Source organism: Aeromonas bivalvium (assembly GCF_046078285.1).
GTDB classification, from domain to species: domain Bacteria; phylum Pseudomonadota; class Gammaproteobacteria; order Enterobacterales; family Aeromonadaceae; genus Aeromonas; species Aeromonas bivalvium.
In genome coordinates this window covers 645,690-663,294 of record NZ_JBGXBV010000001.1, presented here as the reverse complement: position 1 = coordinate 663,294, position 17,605 = coordinate 645,690, and the positions used below count along the sequence as shown (strand labels likewise).

Annotated in this window: 16 protein-coding genes; 9 read left to right on the top strand and 7 right to left on the bottom strand. The window is 64.4% G+C overall.

All coding sequences use genetic code 11. The features are described 5' to 3' along the window. Positions 1 to 94: 94 nt before the first annotated feature. Complete coding sequence (locus tag ACEUCR_RS03000; protein WP_408787952.1) at positions 95 to 631, bottom strand: hydrolase; 537 nt, start codon at positions 629 to 631, stop codon at positions 95 to 97. A 227-nt stretch (positions 632 to 858) separates the two neighbouring features. On the opposite strand from ACEUCR_RS03000, the gene ACEUCR_RS02995 reads away from it, so the two are divergent. After that, on the top strand, positions 859 to 1,059 hold the full coding sequence (locus ACEUCR_RS02995) for a hypothetical protein (protein WP_408787949.1): 201 nt from the start codon (positions 859 to 861) through the stop codon (positions 1,057 to 1,059). A gap of 79 nt (positions 1,060 to 1,138) precedes the next feature. On the opposite strand, the gene ACEUCR_RS02990 is transcribed toward ACEUCR_RS02995, so the two are convergent. Continuing rightward, the gene (locus ACEUCR_RS02990; protein ID WP_408787946.1) at positions 1,139 to 1,525 is read right to left on the bottom strand and encodes a VOC family protein; all 387 of its coding nucleotides are present in this window, start codon (positions 1,523 to 1,525) and stop codon (positions 1,139 to 1,141) included. Between the two features lie 342 nt (positions 1,526 to 1,867). On the opposite strand from ACEUCR_RS02990, the gene ACEUCR_RS02985 reads away from it, so the two are divergent. Continuing rightward, positions 1,868 to 2,695 carry a MetQ/NlpA family ABC transporter substrate-binding protein gene (locus ACEUCR_RS02985; protein WP_408772951.1) on the top strand — a complete coding sequence of 276 codons (828 nt, stop codon included), beginning with the start codon at positions 1,868 to 1,870 and terminating at the stop codon, positions 2,693 to 2,695. Positions 2,696 to 2,747: 52 nt separating this feature from the next. On the opposite strand, the gene ACEUCR_RS02980 is transcribed toward ACEUCR_RS02985, so the two are convergent. Beyond that, complete coding sequence (locus ACEUCR_RS02980; RefSeq protein WP_392442511.1) at positions 2,748 to 3,518, bottom strand: phosphatase PAP2 family protein; 771 nt, start codon at positions 3,516 to 3,518, stop codon at positions 2,748 to 2,750. A 357-nt stretch (positions 3,519 to 3,875) separates the two neighbouring features. Here ACEUCR_RS02980 and ACEUCR_RS02975 point away from each other — a divergent pair, with 357 nt between their 5' ends. From ACEUCR_RS02975 to dedD, 7 genes are all read left to right on the top strand, one after another. After that, positions 3,876 to 4,997: a 4-phosphoerythronate dehydrogenase gene (locus ACEUCR_RS02975; protein WP_408789026.1), complete on the top strand. Its 1,122-nt coding sequence runs from the start codon at positions 3,876 to 3,878 to the stop codon at positions 4,995 to 4,997. A gap of 97 nt (positions 4,998 to 5,094) precedes the next feature. Beyond that, complete coding sequence (locus ACEUCR_RS02970) at positions 5,095 to 6,111, top strand: aspartate-semialdehyde dehydrogenase (protein ID WP_111874559.1); 1,017 nt, start codon at positions 5,095 to 5,097, stop codon at positions 6,109 to 6,111. A gap of 242 nt (positions 6,112 to 6,353) precedes the next feature. Then, positions 6,354 to 8,444: a FimV/HubP family polar landmark protein gene (locus ACEUCR_RS02965; protein WP_408787943.1), complete on the top strand. Its 2,091-nt coding sequence runs from the start codon at positions 6,354 to 6,356 to the stop codon at positions 8,442 to 8,444. Between the two features lie 105 nt (positions 8,445 to 8,549). After that, positions 8,550 to 9,359, top strand: coding sequence for a tRNA pseudouridine(38-40) synthase TruA (gene truA / locus ACEUCR_RS02960; protein ID WP_408787940.1), 810 nt, complete (start codon positions 8,550 to 8,552; stop codon positions 9,357 to 9,359). Between the two features lie 119 nt (positions 9,360 to 9,478). After that, the gene (gene accD / locus ACEUCR_RS02955; protein WP_041994349.1) at positions 9,479 to 10,342 is read left to right on the top strand and encodes an acetyl-CoA carboxylase, carboxyltransferase subunit beta; all 864 of its coding nucleotides are present in this window, start codon (positions 9,479 to 9,481) and stop codon (positions 10,340 to 10,342) included. 2 nt (positions 10,343 to 10,344) lie between these two features. Then, positions 10,345 to 11,598: a bifunctional tetrahydrofolate synthase/dihydrofolate synthase gene (folC, locus tag ACEUCR_RS02950; protein ID WP_408787937.1), complete on the top strand. Its 1,254-nt coding sequence runs from the start codon at positions 10,345 to 10,347 to the stop codon at positions 11,596 to 11,598. Positions 11,599 to 11,647: 49 nt separating this feature from the next. Beyond that, positions 11,648 to 12,385, top strand: a complete 738-nt coding sequence (gene dedD / locus ACEUCR_RS02945) for a cell division protein DedD (RefSeq protein ID WP_408787934.1) — start codon at positions 11,648 to 11,650, stop codon at positions 12,383 to 12,385. Between the two features lie 64 nt (positions 12,386 to 12,449). Here dedD and ACEUCR_RS02940 read toward each other — a convergent pair whose 3' ends face one another. The 4 genes from ACEUCR_RS02940 to ACEUCR_RS02925 form a co-directional block, all read right to left on the bottom strand. Beyond that, positions 12,450 to 12,794, bottom strand: coding sequence for a TusE/DsrC/DsvC family sulfur relay protein (locus tag ACEUCR_RS02940; RefSeq protein ID WP_408787931.1), 345 nt, complete (start codon positions 12,792 to 12,794; stop codon positions 12,450 to 12,452). Positions 12,795 to 12,813: 19 nt separating this feature from the next. Beyond that, entirely contained in the window at positions 12,814 to 14,970 is a 2,157-nt protein-coding gene (yccS, locus tag ACEUCR_RS02935; RefSeq protein WP_408787928.1) for a YccS family putative transporter, read from the bottom strand. A gap of 127 nt (positions 14,971 to 15,097) precedes the next feature. Beyond that, the gene (locus ACEUCR_RS02930) at positions 15,098 to 15,754 is read right to left on the bottom strand and encodes a Bax inhibitor-1/YccA family protein (protein WP_111874565.1); all 657 of its coding nucleotides are present in this window, start codon (positions 15,752 to 15,754) and stop codon (positions 15,098 to 15,100) included. Positions 15,755 to 15,928: 174 nt separating this feature from the next. Beyond that, positions 15,929 to 17,521 (bottom strand): ABC transporter substrate-binding protein, encoded by a 1,593-nt coding sequence (locus ACEUCR_RS02925; protein ID WP_408787925.1) that lies wholly within the window; start codon positions 17,519 to 17,521, stop codon positions 15,929 to 15,931. Positions 17,522 to 17,605: the final 84 nt, after the last annotated feature.

Below are 17,605 nucleotides of genomic sequence, written 5' to 3'. Positions count from 1 at the left end.
TAGATGGAGAGGGGTGTGCATAAAAGCAGCATCGTCAGGATCTGTGGGGGCCATCAAACTTTTTATTCAGAGATTAATAAGTGCTGCCTGGCCCTCATTTCACCAGGGCCAGGATCTCCCGAAACGCCGGATGGCGGCAATCCCCCAGCAGCTCGTAGAGGCACATCTCCACCGAGGTGAGGGCCGCGCCCCTGGCTGCCAGCTGGCCGATGGCGAGATCCCGGTTGGCGGCGCTGCGGGACGACACCGCATCCACCACCAGGGAGACACGGGCGCCGCTGGCCAGCAGTCCCAGCACGCTCTGGTAGACGCAGATATGGGCCTCGATGCCGCACACCAGCCAGTGACTGACCCCGGTCTCGGCCAGGGCATCGGCGACCGTCGGCTCCCCCAGGGCGCCGAAGCTGTACTTGGTCAGCACGGGATAACCCCCCTGCAATGGCTGCAACTCGGGCACGGTGGCCCCGAGCTTGTCCGGGTTCTGCTCCAGCCAGAGCACGGGCAGGCCCAGCGCCTTGGCTCCCTGCACCAGCCGGGCCGTGTTGGCGATGAGCGATTCGCTCCCCTCCACCAGGCGGGCCAGCTTGCCCTGGATATCGACGACCAACAGGCCGGTGTGATAGTCCAGCATCGTGTTCTCCTTGTTGTGTTGCGGATGAGAAATGGGGTCATCTTGAGAGCCATTATCTCGTACATCTTGATACAAATTATGGGCTGACAGACTGGTTGGGGGATTGTTAGGATGCGCGCCGTGAAGCCCAGTTCCCATGCAGTCTATATGGCAATAAAAGCACCAGCAGTGCTGGGAACGCCCACTCACCCTAGTTGGACGACTTTTCATTAACGATGGGTATTACCATGAAGAAGATAATTCTGTTTGTCTCGCTCGCCGGTCTCCTCGCCGGTTGCTCCAGTCCGGCACAACGCATGGCCGAGTGCCGGGCACAGGGGATCAGCAGGGACACCTGTTATCAGGTAGAGCAGAATCGCCAGACCGCCATCCGTGCTACCGCCCAAAAACAGGCGATGGAGAATGCCAGCAGGGCGGTCGAAGAATAAGCCAATTCGGCTCATTACGTGCAGTTTTCAGGCCCCGCATGACCAAATGCGGGGCCTTTTGCTGGGTAGCACATTGCCTCTATATGTCCGCTATCTCGGAGGGCTCAAGACAGGCCAGTGCCTCTATGTTGTTGCCATCCGGATCGAGCAGGAAGGCGGCGTAGTAATTGGGGGCATAGTGGGGGCGCAGCCCCGGCTGCCCGTTGCAGGCAAAGCCGGCCCTGACGCCAGCCTGGTGAAACTCATCCACCTGCGCCGCGCTGCTTGCCGCGAAGGCGAGATGGCAGGGGGCACCCTGCTGGCCCCGCTCTATCAGGAAGCCCACCTTGTCGTGACCAACCCGGCCGAAACCTGCGGCGTCTTTGTCTGCCCATTTGAGTGCTATCAAGAGGGGGGCCAGCACGGTTTCATAGAAGCGTCGGCAGTCGTCGACGCGCACAACCTTGATTTCAACATGATCGAACACGGCTACTCCTTGTGCTGTCTGGGGGCTGAGCAGGCTCTCGGCACCCTTACGGGATCCCGTGAAGATGGGTATCGAATGACCACAATAAGCCGGTTTTGCATCAAGCGGGGAGAGGGCAAGCCGCATAACTGCGTGCTCCGTCAAAGATTTCTCATTCAGGGGGCGGATGGGCTTTGCCTCTTTTTGGCCAAGCTTGCCCTATTTTGCTGCTTGGCGAAGGCGCCAGGCTCTGTTATGGTGGCTTCAGTTGGCCGTTTGGATGGCTAGATGGTTGTAGTGTCACCTTTCAGGATGACATCCTCAGCCCCACCGCTTTGATGATCATGTTGACAGGGAGTTTCTATGCAGCGTCGTTCCTTCTTCACCCTCTCCGCCCTTGCCCTGCTTGCCAGCAGCCTGCCGTTGTCCGCCTTTGCCATCGATGAGGCCAAGAAAGAGATCGTCATCGGCACCACGGTCGGCGACTTTGCCGACATGGTGACCGACGCCATCAAGCCGCAGCTCGAAGCCAAGGGCTACCAGGTCAAACTGGTGGAGTTCACCGATTATGTCAGCCCCAACATCGCCCTGGCCGATGGTTCGCTTGACGTGAATTGCTTCCAGCACAAGCCCTATCTGGAGAGCTTCGCCAAAGACCGGGGCCTCTCCCTGGCCCCCATCACCCAGGTGCCGACCGGTCCCATGGGACTCTATGCCGGCAAGCTGGGGGATCTCAAGGCCCTGAAAGAGGGGAGCACGGTCGCCATTCCCAACGACCCCAGCAACCAGGCCCGCGCCCTGCTGATGTTGCAGGATCTGGGCTGGATCACCCTCAAAGAGGGGATCAACCCCCTCAAGGCGAGCGAATTCGATGTGGTGAAGAACCCGCATGACATCAAGCTGGTGTTGCTGGAGGCGGCGCAACTGCCGCGCTCGCGCGAAGACGTGGACTTCACCGTGATCAACGGCAACTATGCCGCGTCCAGTGGCATCCCCTTCAGCGAGGGGCTCTTCCTCGAGCGCAGCTATGACTTCATCAACTGGGTGGTGGTCAAGAGTGCCGACGCGGACAAGCCGTTCGCCAAGGATGTGGCGGCGGCCTACAACTCCCCCGAGTTCAAGGCCTATGCCGCCAAGCGTTTCGTCGGCTACAAGTATCCCGAAGGCTGGCAGGTTCCCGCCAAGGGGTGAGCGCCGCGCTGGCGCGGGCAAGATGAGAACGGGCACCCCAGGGTGCCCGTTTCTATTGCGCGGCCCTGGCCACGAGCGGATGACGGCGCAACCACCAGCAGGCGGCCGGCAGGGCGGTGAGGCCGCCGAGCAGGGCGCTGGCCAGCAGGTCTCTGGGCCAGTGCATGCCCAGCAACAGGCGCGAGAGCGCGACCGCCAGGGCCCAGAGCGGCAGCAGCCAGGCCAGGCGCGGCGCCCGAGCCAGCCAGAGGAGGCCGAAGAACTGGGCCAGGCTCATGGCCGCTATGGTATGCCCCGAGGGGAAGGCGTAGTTGACCTCGTGGCGCCAGTGCCGGGCCAGCCAGTCGGGCAGGGCCAGCCACTGGCTGGCGGCGAAGACCTGCTCGGCGCGGGTCCCCTGATCGGCGCCGTAGAAGTGGCTCATGGCGGGGATCAACCCCTGTTCGTGGAGCCAGATGAGGTAGGGGCGCGGCTCCTGGGTCAGGAGCTTGAGGCCGCTCTTGAGGGCGAAGTCGGCGCCAAGCACCGCCAGCAGCGCCGCGACCAGGGCCAGCATGGCAGGGGGGGAGAGGGCGAGCTTGCGCCGGCTGATGAGCAGCAGTCCCGTCAGGGTCAGCCCCAGGCCCGGCAGATCGACGCTGCGGCTCAGCCAGTAGGGCAGTTGCAGCCAGGGGGCGCTCAGGGTATTGCTCATGAAGAGTGGCGGCAGGGCGCACAGCAGCAGCAAGGGCAGGAAGAGGAGAGCGCCATGGCCGAGCAGGGCACGGCGGCAGAGGCCGGATGAAGGCGGTGCGGCGCGAGGGGAGAGGGAGGCATGGGGCATGGGCGAAGGACCGGCGTCAGGTGGGCTGGCCTGCCCGCGTCACTGCGGGCGGCATGGGGGCGAGCCGGCATCTGCGCCCGGGCTTGCCGTGAAGGGGCATTGTGCCAGCCGACGCATCAGGATCAAGGCGCCGGGGGCATTTGTCATCTCCCGTTACAGTTTTTCGGGCAGTCAGGGCATCCCCCTTGCCGTTGCCGAGGCCTCTGCCCGCAGCGAATGCGGGGCGTCGTCTGCCCCGGGGCGCAGATCGGGCTGAACTCTTGACGCGCTTTGGGCTAGAATGGCCGACCCGCCGGGCGGGCCCGTGTCCGCGGTCCATCGAGAGTGAGAGTCAGGAGAAGTTCCATGCGAATTCCCATGCGCATAGTGGTCGACGAAAACATGCCCCATGCCCAGGCGCTGTTTGCCGAATTTGGCGAGGTGATCCCCCTGGCGGGACGGCAGATCTGCGCGGCGGATCTCAAGGAGGTGGACGCCCTCATGGTGCGTTCCATCACCCGGGTGGACAGGGCCCTGCTCGCCGACTGCCCCAGGCTGCGCTTCGTGGGCACCGCCACCATAGGCACGGACCATGTGGACCAGGCACTGCTGGCCGAGCGCGGCATCCCCTTTTTCAGCGCCCCCGGCTGCAACAAGGTGTCGGTGGGGGATTATGTCCTCTCCGCCCTGCTGGTGCTGGCGGAGCGCCATGAGCTCGACCTTGGCCGGATGAGCCTGGCCGTCATCGGTGCCGGCAATACCGGGGAGTGCGTGGCGGGCAAGGCGCAGGCGCTCGGCATGCGGGTGCTGCGCTGCGATCCGCCGCGGGCGCGTCAGGAGGGGGCCAGTGGTTTTGTCGATTACCAGACGGCGCTCTCGGCCGACATCGTCAGCTTCCACGTGCCCATCACGGAGCAGGGGCAGGATGCCAGCTTCCACCTGCTGGGGGCGAAGGAGATCGCCCGGTGTCCCGCGGGGCAGATCCTCATCAACGCCTCCCGTGGCGAGGTGTGGGACAATGAGGCCCTGCTCGCCCGCCAGCAGGGGGCAGCTCCGTTGCGACTGGTGATGGACGTGTGGGAGAAGGAGCCCGAGGTGCTGGCCGCCCTGGTGCCCCACACCGAGCTGGCCACCCCCCACATCGCCGGTTACAGCCTGGAGGGCAAGGCGCGCGGCACCTGGATGCTCTATCAGGCCCTCTGCCAGCAGGAGGGGCGCCAACCCCGGGCCGAGCTGGAACGGCTGCTGCCCGCGCCGGACGTGACCGAGCTCAGCCCGGGGCGGGCGGCGGATCAGGCGCTGATCAAGCAGCTGGTCCACCTCATCTATGATGTGCGCCGCGACGATGCCCGCTTTCGGGCGCGCCTCGCCATCCCGGGCAGCTTCGACGAGCAGCGCAAAGGATATCCGGAGCGGCGCGAGCTCTCCTCCCTGCGCCTGACGGGCCCCTTTGGCGAGGATCCGGCCCTGGCGGCCCTGGGGTTTCGCACCCAGGCCTGATGCCAGGGGCGGCCCTCAACGATTAACGAAACAGGCAGGATCATCCCTGCGACGGGCGTGCCTTCGGGGGCGCCTACCCCTTTGACAGGAGAGAGCAATGAGTCAGCAGTTCAACGTAGCGGTATTGGGCGCAAGCGGCGCCGTGGGCCAGGCCATGATCGAGATCCTGGAGGAGCGCAACTTCCCGGTGGCCAGCCTCTATCCCCTGGCCTCCAGCCGCAGTGCCGGTGATGTGGTGCGCTTTGGCGGCAAGAACCTCGACATCCTGGATGTGGAGGAGTTTGACTGGAGCCGGGTCGAGCTGGCCCTCTTCTCCGCCGGGGCCGAGGTCTCCGCCAAGTGGGCGCCGATTGCCGCCGAGCACGGCTGCATCGTCATCGACAACACCTCCTGCTTCCGCTACGAGGAGGATGTACCCCTGGTGATCCCCGAGGTGAACCCCCATGCTCTGGCCGATTTTCGCAATCGCAACATCATCGCCAACCCCAACTGTTCCACCATACAGATGCTGGTGGCCCTCAAGCCCCTGCACGACGAGGTGGGCATTGCCCGCATCAATGTGGCGACCTATCAGTCGGTCTCGGGCTCCGGCAAGGAAGGGGTGAGCGAGCTGGCCGGCCAGACCGCCAAACTGCTCAACGGCCTGCCGGTGGAGCCGAGCCTCTACCCGCAGCAGATCGCCTTCAATCTCATCCCGCAGATCGACGAGTTCACCGACAACGGCTACACCCGGGAAGAGATGAAGATGGTGTGGGAGACCCAGAAGATCCTGGGGGATGCCAGCATTGCCGTGAACCCCACCTGCGTGCGGGTCCCCGTCTTCTACGGTCACGCCGAGGCGCTGCACGTCGAGCTGCACCAGCCCCTGGATGCCGAGCAGGTCAAGGATCTGCTGCGGGCCGCCCCCGGGGTGCGTCTGTTCGACGAGGAGGAGGGCTACCCGACCCCGGTTGGCGACGCCACCGGCCAGGACGAGGTGATGGTGGGGCGCATCCGCCAGGATATTTCTCACCCCAGCGGTATAAATATGTGGATCGTGGCCGATAACGTTCGTAAGGGCGCGGCGACCAACAGCGTGCAGATCGCAGAGCTGCTGATCCGCGACTACCTGTAAGTTCCTATTGATGCTCGGTCTCCCGACAAGGGGGGCCGAGTGTGATCGGAGTGGCAGGAAGTGGCTCCGACATTCCCCCTTAATATCAATTAATTAACTTTGCCCTTACACTCGGGGCGTTTTGGGGCTAATTGCGTCGGATGACTGGCTTGGCGCCCAAGCCTGATTTATATTGAACCGACTGTTTTGAGGCAACTATCCAGATTTTTCAATGTGATAGGCCGTCATACGAAGGAACGAACATGGGACAATCCCGCATAACACTGGCGACGCTGCTTGCGTTGGGTCTGCTCAATACCGCCTCTGCGACTGCCGAGGAGGCAGGCCGGGATCCCTTCTTCGTGGAACTCAGGGGCCCTGACGAACCCGTCAGCCAGCCCGTATCGCCGAGCCAGCCCGTCCCCAGGGCCTTGCCCCAGTCCCAGCCGGTGCGTCAGCCGCAACCCGTGGCCGCCCAGACGCAGAGCGGGCGGCGTTACGGTCCGGTCCGTCCCACCGACACCCTCTGGAGCCTCGCCAGCAGGCACAGGCCCAGCAGCCGGGTCAGCGTCTACCAGACCATGGTGGCCATCTATGACAAGAACCCGACCAGTTTCGCCGATGGCAACATCAACCACATACTGGTGGGGTCGAGCATCACGCTGCCCAGCGAAGCCGAGGCGCGCCGCCACACGGATGCCCAGGCCCGGCAACGCTTCAACAGTGACAACGCCAGCTGGAAGGGGCTGAGCCCCAAATATCTGGCCAGCAAACAGAGTGCCCAGCCCGCGGTCCCCGCCAAACCGGCCAGCAAGCCGGTGGTGAAGGCCGCTCCCCAGCAGGTTGCCGCGGCCAAGGCCGTGGCGGCCACCAAGGCTCCCGCAGCGCAGGCCGCCCCGCTGCCGAGCGCAGCCCCGACCAAGGCCACCGACACTCCCGCCAAGGCTGCGGGAGCGGCCCTGGCGGCGGCCCCCGTACTGGCCAGCGCCGCCAGCAGCGCCCCGGCTCCCCTGCCGGTGGCCACCGAGACGGTGCAGGCCAAGCCGGGCACCGAGATGGCCCTGGCCCTGGAAGATGCCAATGCCCAGCTCGGTCAGGTGACCGAGATGAACCACAGGCTCAAGCTGCGGCTGCAATCCCTCACCGAAGAGGTGGAAACCCTCAAGGCCCAGCTGCAAGATCAGCTGGCCCTGCAAAAAGAGGTGGCCGAGCTCAGGGCCAATCCCGTGCCCCCCGTGGTGGCGCCGCCCGCCCCCCGCAACTGGCTGACCGACCTGCTCGCCTCTCCGCTCAATCTGGCCATGATCATCCTGCTGCCCGTGCTGCTGGTGCTGGCCCTGGTGACGCTCTGGCTGCGGGCCCGGGCGCGGCGGGAGCTGGAGGAGCAGGAGAAGAATCTGGCGGAGACCACCTCTGTAGTGATGGGCCAGGAGACGAGCGAGTTCGATCAGCTGATCGGCGCCGACATCGACGAAGAGCCGCTGAGCCGCCCCGAGCCTGCGCCCGCCTCCGTCCCCGATACCGAAATGCCGGACGATCTGGAGCTGGTCTTCAGCGACGAGGGAGAGCAGGCGCGGGATCTGCGGGATCCGGATCTGGTGCCCGAGCTGGATCTCGCCGCCGACGAGCGCTTTGAGCGGCCCCAGCGTCCAGAGATGGATCTGGCCGGCGAGTTCAACCCCGCCGCCGATGAGGCACTGATGAGCGAGGAGGAGCTGCAGGCGGCCCTGTTCGCCGATCTCAATGCCGAACTCGATGGGGAAGACGATCGCCGCGCCAGGGATGAGGCCGGGCGGGATGAGGATGACAGCCTGCCCGAGCTCGACTTCAGCGATTTCGACACCAGCCTGGACGACGAGCCGGCGCCGAGCGAGCACAAGCCGTCCCCCAGCGCGGAGGAGCTGCTGGCCGAGTGGGGCATGGCCCCCGAGACGGCGGATACCCCAGCGCCTGCCAAGGATCCCAACGAGCTGGCCCTGGCGGACTTTGAGGATGCGTTCGACGATGTCGAGCCTAGCCAACCCCTCAAGCCCCGCGCCGAGGCAGCCGCCGATGACTTCGTCGAGATAGACAGCCTGCTGGCGGAGGCCGAGGCGAACCAGAGCGAGCAGGAGCCCTATCAGGGGTTCTCCCTGGACGTGGGACTGGATGGCTTCCCCGAGGTGTTGCCCGAGTCTGGTGGCTTCGACGTGGATGCCGACGACGGCGGGGTGGGGGCCAAGCTGGATCTGGCCCGGGCCTATCTCGAGATCGACGACAAGGAGAGTGCCCGCGAGCTGCTGGTGGAGGCGGCCGAGCAGGGCAACGATCACCAGCGCAGCGAGGCCGAGAAGCTGCTCAAGCGGCTGGCCTGATCGCCGGATGCCAACAGGGCGACCCCGGGGTCGCCCTTCTTTTTGGGACATTTGTCCCTGTGTGCGTATAATTCGCCGCGTTTTCTCTCAAAGACAGTGTGACCCATGCGAATTGCCCTAGGTATTGAATATGACGGCAGCCGGTATTTTGGCTGGCAGCGCCAACGAGAAGTGATCAGCGTCCAGCAGGAGCTGGAGAAGGCCCTCAGCCGCATCGCCAACCACGAGGTGGCCATACAGTGCGCCGGGCGCACCGATGCCGGTGTCCACGCCACCGGCCAGGTGATCCATTTCGATACCCATGCCGTTCGCAGCGAATCCGCCTGGACCCTGGGCATGAACTCCAACCTGCCCCCGGACATAGGGGTACGCTGGGTCAAGGAGGTGGACCAAGGGTTCCATGCCCGTTTCAGCGCCACCGCCCGTCGCTACCGTTACGTCATCTACAACCACAACTATCGTCCCGCCATCCTCGGCAGCGGCGTCAGCCACTACCACGAGACCCTGGACGCCGACCTGATGCACCTGGCGGGGCAGAGCCTGCTCGGGGAGCGGGACTTCAGCTCGTTTCGCGCCGTGGGGTGCCAGTCCAAGAGTCCCTGGCGCAACGTGACCCACCTGTGTGTCAGCCGCTCCGGTCCCTATATCGTGCTCGACATCAAGGCCAACGCCTTCTTGCACCACATGGTGCGCAACATCACCGGCTCCCTGCTGCTGGTGGGGCAGGGGCAAAAACCCGTGGAGTGGATTGCCGAGGTGCTGGCCGCCAAGGATCGCAACCTGGCGGGGCCCACCGCCAAGGCGGGCGGCCTCTATCTGGTGGACGTCGATTATCCCGCCGAACAGGGCCTGCCCCGGCTGCCGCTCGGCCCGCTCTGGCTGCCGGACTCGGCACCGGGTACGACCAGTTTTTAGTAACTGCGCCCGAAAAATTGTGGTTTAATGATCCGTCGTTTATTGCCACCGAGCCGATAAGTCATTGAACAATCAAGGCTCGGTGCGTTTTGTCAGGCACAAAAGCATTAAGGAATTCCATGAGCTGGCTTGAGAAGATCCTTCCCAAGAGCAAGATCACTACCCCCCGTCGTCACAACATTCCGGAAGGGGTGTGGACCAAGTGCGGATCTTGTGAACAGGTGCTCTACCGGGCAGAGCTGGAGCGCAACCTCGAGGTGTGCCCCAAGTGTAATCATCACATGCGCATCAGCGCCCGTGCCCGCCTCGAGTGTTTCCTCGACGTAGAAGGTCGCAGTGAAGTCGGCGCCGAGCTGGAGCCGCAAGACATATTGAAGTTCAAGGATTCCAAGCGCTACAAGGATCGTTTGTCCACCGCCCAGAAAGAGACGGGGGAGAAGGATGCGCTGGTGGTGATGAAGGGAACCCTCAAGGGGGTGCCGGTCGTCGCCTGTTCGTTCGAGTTTTCCTTCATCGGCGGCTCCATGTCCTCCGTGGTCGGTGCCCGCTTCGTGCGCGCCGTCGAGGAGAGCATCAAGGAGGGCCGCGGCCTGGTCTGCTTCTCCACCTCGGGTGGAGCGCGGATGCAGGAAGCCCTGTTCTCCCTGATGCAGATGGCCAAGACCAGTGCGGCGCTCGACAGGCTCACCAAGGCGGGCCTGCCCTACATCTCGGTACTGACCGACCCCACCATGGGCGGCGTCTCCGCCAGCCTGGCCATGCTGGGTGACATCAACGTGGGCGAGCCCAAGGCGCTGATCGGCTTCGCCGGCCCCCGCGTCATCGAGCAGACAGTGCGCGAGAAGCTGCCGGAAGGCTTCCAGCGTTCCGAATTCCTGCTGGAGAAGGGCGCCATCGACATGATCGTAGACAGGCGCGAGATGCGGGACCGTCTGGCCAGCTTGCTGGCCAAGCTGATGAACACCCAGGTCATCGAAGACTGAACATGAGTTCGCACATGCAACAATCTCAAAGCCGGTCGCTGGTCGACTGGCTTTCTTATTTGGAGCAGATCCATCCGGTCAACATCGACATGGGTCTGACACGGGTCGGTGAGGTGGCGCGGCGCATGGGCTTGACCCGGCTGCCCGGCAAGGTGCTCACTGTGGCGGGCACCAACGGCAAGGGGTCCTCCTGCGCCATGGCCGCCAGCATACTGATGGCCGCGGGCTACCGGGTGGGGGTCTACTCTTCGCCCCACCTGCTGCGCTTCACCGAGCGGGTTCGCCTCGATGGCGCCGAACTGCCCGAGGAGGAGCACTGCGCCGCCTTCGCCGAGGTGGAAGCGGCCCGGGGCGAGATTGCCCTCACCTTCTTCGAGTTCGCCACCCTGGCCGCTCTCTGGCTGTTTCGCCGCCATGCCCCCGATGTGGTACTGCTGGAAGTGGGGCTGGGAGGCCGGCTCGATGCCACCAATGTGGTGGAGTCCGATGTGGCCATGATCACCTCCATCGCCCTGGATCACTGCGACTGGCTGGGGGATACCCGCGAAGCGGTGGCGGTGGAAAAAGCCGGCGTCTATCGGGCGGGCAAACCCGCCATCAGCGGCGAGCCCAAGCCTCCGTCGACCATTGCGAGCGAAGCGGCGCGCATAGGTGCCTGCTTGCGTCAGGTGGGTGTCGATTTCTCTGGCAAAGAGCATGAGACCAGCTGGGATTACCAGGGTCTGTACCAGTGGCGGGATCTGCCCAAACCCACCTTGCCGCTGATGAATGCGGTGACCGTGCTGGCGGCCCTGGAGTCCCTCGGCTTGCCGCTGCCCGAGTCCGCCATCCGCGAAGGGCTGGCAAACGCCAGGCTGGCGGGGCGGATGCAGCGGCTGCAAAACGAGCCGCTGGTCATCGTCGATGTGGCCCACAATCCTCACTCGGCGGCCTACCTGGCCAGCCAGCTGCGCCAGATCCCCTGTCAGGGGCGGCGCCTGGCCGTGGTCGGCATGCTCAAGGACAAGGACATGGCGGGATCGCTCGCCGAGCTCGATGGCCTCATCGACCGCTGGTATCTGGCTAGCCTGAGCGGCCCGCGCGGGGCGACGGCGGCCCTGCTTGCCGATGCCCTGGGGCAGGCGGGAGCTGCGCAATATGATGCAGTATCAGAGGCTTACCGAAAGGCCCTGGCCGACGCGAGTCCCAGTGATATGGTCATTGTCTTTGGTTCGTTTTACACTGTCGCCGATATTTTGGCGATACAGCCGGTTTGAGCGCCCCAGGGCGACGCACCGGACAGCAACACAAGGGTAGGAGTAAGGTTTGGCTTCCAAGTTCCAAAACAGATTGGTGGGCACTGTGATCCTGGTGGCCCTGGTGGTGATCTTCTTGCCGGACATGCTCGATGGCCAGAAGATTGCCCAGAAGGATGAATCGTTCGCCACCATACCGCTGCGCCCCGAGCTCGAGCCCGCCAAGCCAGCTCTGCAGGTCTCCGCTGCCAGCACCTTGCCCGAGCAGCACGCGGCGAGCCAGCAGCAGGCGGCCGAAGCCGAGCAGTGGCAGGTGGAGGAGGTGCCGGACACAGTCACCCTGGGGCAGTCATCAACGGCAGCCCCCGAGACCCAGACCAAGGCCGTCGCCCCCGTGGTGGTGGCGAAGCAGCCGGAGCCCAAGCCCGCGGTCAAGCCTGAGCCCAAACCAGCCGCCAAGCCCGCAGTCAAGCCGGAATCCAAGCCCGCGAGCCAGGCCGGTCAGATCAAGACCATGGACGATCTGCTGCAGAGCAAGCAGCTGGTGGCCAAGGCCCCCGAGCCGGCCCAGGGCAGCTGGATCCTCCAGCTCGGCGCCTTTCGCAACAAGGACAGCGTCAATGCCCTGGTGGGCAAGCTGAGGGCGGCGGGTTATTCGGCCCACACAGTGCCCCGTACCCCGGTGCAGGGGCAGATCAACCGGGTCTTCATCGGGCCGGATGTCTCCAGGGCCAAGTTGCAGGGGATACAGAGCAAGGTGAGCCAGTTGACCGGGCTGAGCGGTTCTGTGGTGGCCTACAACCCCTGAATCGCCTCGCTTTGCATGAAAAAGACCGCGCCCTGGCGCGGTCTTTTTCATGGCGGTCAGCCCATCAGATGCACTTCACCGGCTTGGGCAGGCCGGCAATCTTGGTGGCCTGCTTGGCGGGTCCTTGCGGAAACAGCTTGTAGAGGTAGCGGCTGTTGCCCTTCTGGGGGCCATACTGCTTCTCCATCGCCTTGACCAGGGCGCGGATGGCGGGGGAGGTGTTGAACTCCAGGTAGAAGGCCCGCACGAAGCGCACCACCTCCCAGTGGGGCTCCTCCAGCACTATGCCTTCCTGCTCGGCCAGCACAGGCGCCAGCGCCTCGCTCCAGTCGTCCACATTGAGCAGATAGCCCTTGGCATCGGTCGCGATGGTGCGCCCGTCAAAAATCAGCACCGGATTGTCAGCCATGATGCCTCCTTGGGGCAACTCAGGATGGGGTCGGCATGGTAGCGCCTTGGGTCGCCGTGAGCAACCGGCTCTGGTTGGCCAGGGCGAGCAGCTCGTCCGCCAGCTGGCTGATGAGGGTGAGCTGCTGGCTCAGCATCAGCTGCTCCTCCGTGCTGTCCGGAGCGGGCAGGGGGCAGGGGCCCTGCTCCTCCTGGGGGGCCTCCCCGGCCAGCTGTCCCGCCGCCTGGGTCAGGGTATGACTCAGGTGGCGACTGATCTGCGCCAGCCCTGTGATGGGCTCAAGCTGATCCCGGTGGGCGCCCAGCGCCGAGATGTAGGAGAGCAGGGCGTGGTTGCGCCAGGTGAGGGTGAAACAGAGGTCGAGGAAGCGGCGGCGCTTGCTCGGCTCCACCAGCATGCTCTGCCAGGCCATGGCCAGCTCGCTGTCGGCCAGATGGGCCTCCTTGCGGGCGATGCGATAGGCCAGGGACTCATCGCGGCGCAGGTGCAGGCTGGCGAGCACCGCCGAGAGATACCTGGCGTTGGCCGACAGGGAGTTGGCGATGAGCTGGGGCAGGCGCTTGTATTGCCAATCCGGCCACAGCCAGGCCACCAGGGCGTAGGAGAGCAGGCAGCCGAGCAGGGTATCGAGCAGGCGCGGCCCCAGGATGGCGAAGCCGATACCGTCCAGCAGGTTGAAGGCCATCAGCACATAGAGGGTGATGAAGCAGACGGCGGCGCTGTAGTTGCTGCGCACCTGGGTGAAGAAGAGGAAGGCGGCGAGCCCCATCACCACCAGCTGGCCGTGCAGGCTGGGCAGCAGCCAGAGCACGGGTACCCCGATCAGCAGGCCGATGAAGGTGCCGAGCATCCGCTGCATCAGGCGGCGCCGGGTCGCGCTGTAGCTGGGCTGGCAGACGAACAGCACGGTCAGCAGGATCCAGTAGCCCTTGTCCAGCTCGAACGTCTGCAAGATGCCGTAGCCCACCACCAGTCCCAAAGAGAGGCGCAGGGCGTGGCGAAACACCATGGAGTCCAGGCTCAGATGCTGGCGCAGCAGGGCCAGCAGGGGCCTGGGCGCCGGCCGGGCCAGGGGCGGTAGCGGCATTGGCACCGTCGCCGGGTTTTGCAGCTCCTCGGCGCTCGCCAGCAGCCCGTTGATGCTGGCCAGGTTGCGGCGCAGGAACTTCATCGGCGTCAGCAGGCTCTGGGGGTAGTGCTGCTTGAGGTGGGTGAATTCGAGCTGATCCTCCAGAGCCTCCAGGGCCCAGCGGATGCGTTTGGGGTGATGGTAGGGCTCATGGACCAGGATGGCGTAACCCAGTTGCCGGCACGCCTGGGCCAGCTGCTGCAACACCTCCTGAAAGCCTGCGATGACTCTGCCTTGCTTGAGATCGGCCTCGAGCCGGCTGTAGGGGTAGTGGCTGGAGGTGGCCCGCTCTTGGATCTCCAGGGCCAGCAGATAGAGGCGCAGCAGACCGGCCAGCTCGGGGGCGGCCTGGGCCCGCTGGCTATGGAGACGGGCATTGAGCGCCGTCTTGGCCAGATTCAGGGAGCCGACCAGGTTGATGTTGAGCTGGGCCAGATTGTGGCGGATGGCCTGGGCACCGTGCTCGTCGGCCGGGAAGAAGCGGGATTTCTCCTCCAGATAGCGGGAGAGGGCGAAGTAGCTCTGGGCGAGCTGCTCGTGCAGGGTCTTGTAGGGCAGCAGCCAGAGCCAGAGCAGCGACACCAGCCCGTACCAGAGGGCGCCGGCACCGAGCGCCAGGGGCTGGTAGAAGAGATCCGGCGCCTTGGCGGCCCCCAGCATGGTGTAGATGGCGACGAGCAGGGAGCCGAAGCTGATGGTGGCGTAACGTTGTCCGAGCGCCCCCACCATCACGAAGAGGAAGGTAGAGCTGGCCAGTCCGAGGGCGAACAGCCAGGGGGTGGGAAAGAGGTACTGCACGCACAAGGAGGCAAACAGGAAACAGACCAGCGTCATGGCCAGGTTCTTGACCCGGCCCCACAGGCTGTCGTCTGTCTCGGCGATGGCTCCGGCCACCACCCCGAGGGAGAGCAGCACGGTGAGCTGGATATCGCCGGTGCCGAGGGCGGTGGCGAGCAGGCCCACCATGGCGATGAGCACCTTGAGGGCGAAGTAGACATGGCTGTCGGTGAGCAGGCGGCGCAGCAGGCCGGAATATTCCACTGGCATGGGGTGAAGCGGTCTCTGTGGCGGTCGAGGCAGTCAGTGTACCGGAGCGGTGACCAAATGGCCCTGATTTGGATCAGGGCGCGCACCGGCAAGTCATAAAAAACCCCGCCGAAGCGGGGTTGTTGAGTTAGTTGCGGTTGCCGCCCAGCAGGCTCAGCAGACTCAGGAAGATGTTGTAGATGGAGACATACAGGGTGACGGTGGCGGAGATGTAGTTGGTCTCGCCGCCGCGCACTATCTGCTGGGTGGTCAGCAGGATGGCACCGGAGGAGAACAGCATGAACATGGCGGACAGGGCCAGGCTCAGGGCGCTCATCTGCAGGAAGATGTTGGCGACCATGGCCACCAGCAGCACCCAGAAACCGACGAACAGCATGCCGCCGATGAAGGAGAGATCCCGCTTGGTGGTCAGGGCATAGGCCGACAGACCGAAGAAGGTGAGGGCAGTGCCGCCAAGGGCCGTCATCACTATCTCGCCGCCGCCGTTGTTCATGTACATGTTGATGATGGGGCCCAGGCTGTAGCCCATCAGGCCGGTCAGGGCGAAGGTGAACACCAGCCCCATGCCGTTGTCACGGTTCTTCTCGGTCAGAAACATCAGACCATAGACGCCGACCAGGAAGATGGCCCAGTGCAGGGGCGGCATGTTCATGACGGTGGCAACCCCGGCCACCACGGCAGAGAAGCCAAGAGTGAGGGAGAGCAGCATATAGGTATTGCGCAGCACCTTGTTGGTGTCGCGCACGGCACCCTGGGTGCCGGTGTAGATAGAACGGGTATCCATCTTGATGTCCTCTTGAGTTCCGGGGTGAAGCGATCGGTTGTGCTTCGTTAACGCATTGTATGCACTGAATGTGTGGATGACGAGCGCTGATTTCAAGGCCCCCCACCCGTGTCGGGTCCCACTATTGCAAGGCAAACATGTATTGTGCATGAACGAGGGGGCGAAGGCGCGGCCTCAGCCCGAGGGCTCGGCCAGGGCTGTGATGGCGCCGCCCTTGTCGCAATACATGGCTCTATCGGCCTGGATGAGCCATTGCTCCGCGCTCCAGCCGCGCTGATAGTGGCTGACGCCTATGCTGATCCCCACTTGGATGGGATGGCCATCCAGATCGAATGGGGCCGACATGGCCAACCGCAGCAGTTCGGCCATGTCATGGGCCTGCTTGAGGTTGTAGCCCGGCAGCAGCAGGATGAATTCGTCCCCTGCCAGGCGGGCGAAGAAGCACTGATGGGCGATGGCGTCGTTGATCCGGCGAGCTAGCTGACAGAGGATGGCATCCCCCTGGCTGTGGCCGAAGCTGTCATTGATGCGTTTGAAGTCATCGAGATCGCAAAACAGCAGGCAGCCGGGGGAGGGCTGGGCTATCTGCTGGCGCAGCTTGTTCATCAGGCTGAGGCGATTGGGCAGACCCGTGAGGGGATCGCGCTGGGCGAGCTGCAGGATCTCCTGCTCGCGCTGCTTGCGCAGGGCAACTTCCCGGCTCAGGCGCTCGTTGCACAGCCAGAGGTAGAGGGCCAGCACCAGGATCAGGGCGGTGGCGGCCAGGCTCAGCATGAACCAGGGGCGCCAGAATACCCATTGCGCCGAGGGGACATGGTAGAGAAAGCTGGCCAGGGAGACATTGCGCTTGATGAGGCCTATCTCCACCAGCTGGTTGAGGATGTGCTCGAAGCGGGCCGGGTTCATGTAGCCAATCTCCACATAAAGCGGCTGTATCATCTCCTTGCTCACCTGGAGCTCGTACTCCATGTGGGCCTGAGTGCGGTTGACCCCGTATTGCTCGCGCAGCAGGCTGATCGCCTCCTGGGGATGGGCCAGGGCATATTGCCAGCCCCGCAGGCTGGCGGCGCGAAAGCGTTCGACCCGATCCGGGTGTTTGGCCTGATTGGCCTGGGTGGTGAACAGGATGTCGCTGTAAAAATCCACCCCGTAGTTGCGCGGGCTGATGACGGAGACGGGCACCCCCAGCTCCTCCAGATAGAAGGGCTCGTTGCTGAGGTAGGCGTTGAAGATGTCGACCCGCCGCTCCAGCAGATCGTGGATGTTGACCGAGGTCTGCAGCGGGATCAGCTCGTCTTCGCGGATCCCCTGATAGAAGAGGGTGGCCAGCAGCTCGGCATCCTGGTGGCCAGGGAACATCATGATCCGTTTGCCCCGCATGTCGGCAAGGGTGAGAATATTGCTGTCGCGCCGGGCGAGGAAGACGGAAGGGGAGTGCTGGAAGATGGCCGCCAGCGCCAGCAGGGGCTGGCCTTCGGCGAACTGGGTCAGCACCTCGGTATTGCCGACGCCAAAATCGGCGCGCCCGCTCAGCACCTCGGCCACCGGACTCAACCCCTTGCCACCGGGGAGGATCTCCACATCCAGCCCCGCCTCGGCGTAATAGCCCTTGGCCTTGGCCATGTGATAGCCCACGAACTGGGGCTGATGCAGCCAGCGCAGTTGCAGCACGACGCGGTCCGCGCCCGGGGGGGCCTCTTCGCCAGCCTGAGCCTGGCCGATGACGTCAAGGCAGAACAAGAACAAGCAAATCAAGCATCTCATCATCCGTGCGAGTCTTCACATTGGTTAGCCGGGATGGGGTGTTTATTCGGGCACATTTGAGTGCCATTGACCGTGAGAATACGCCAA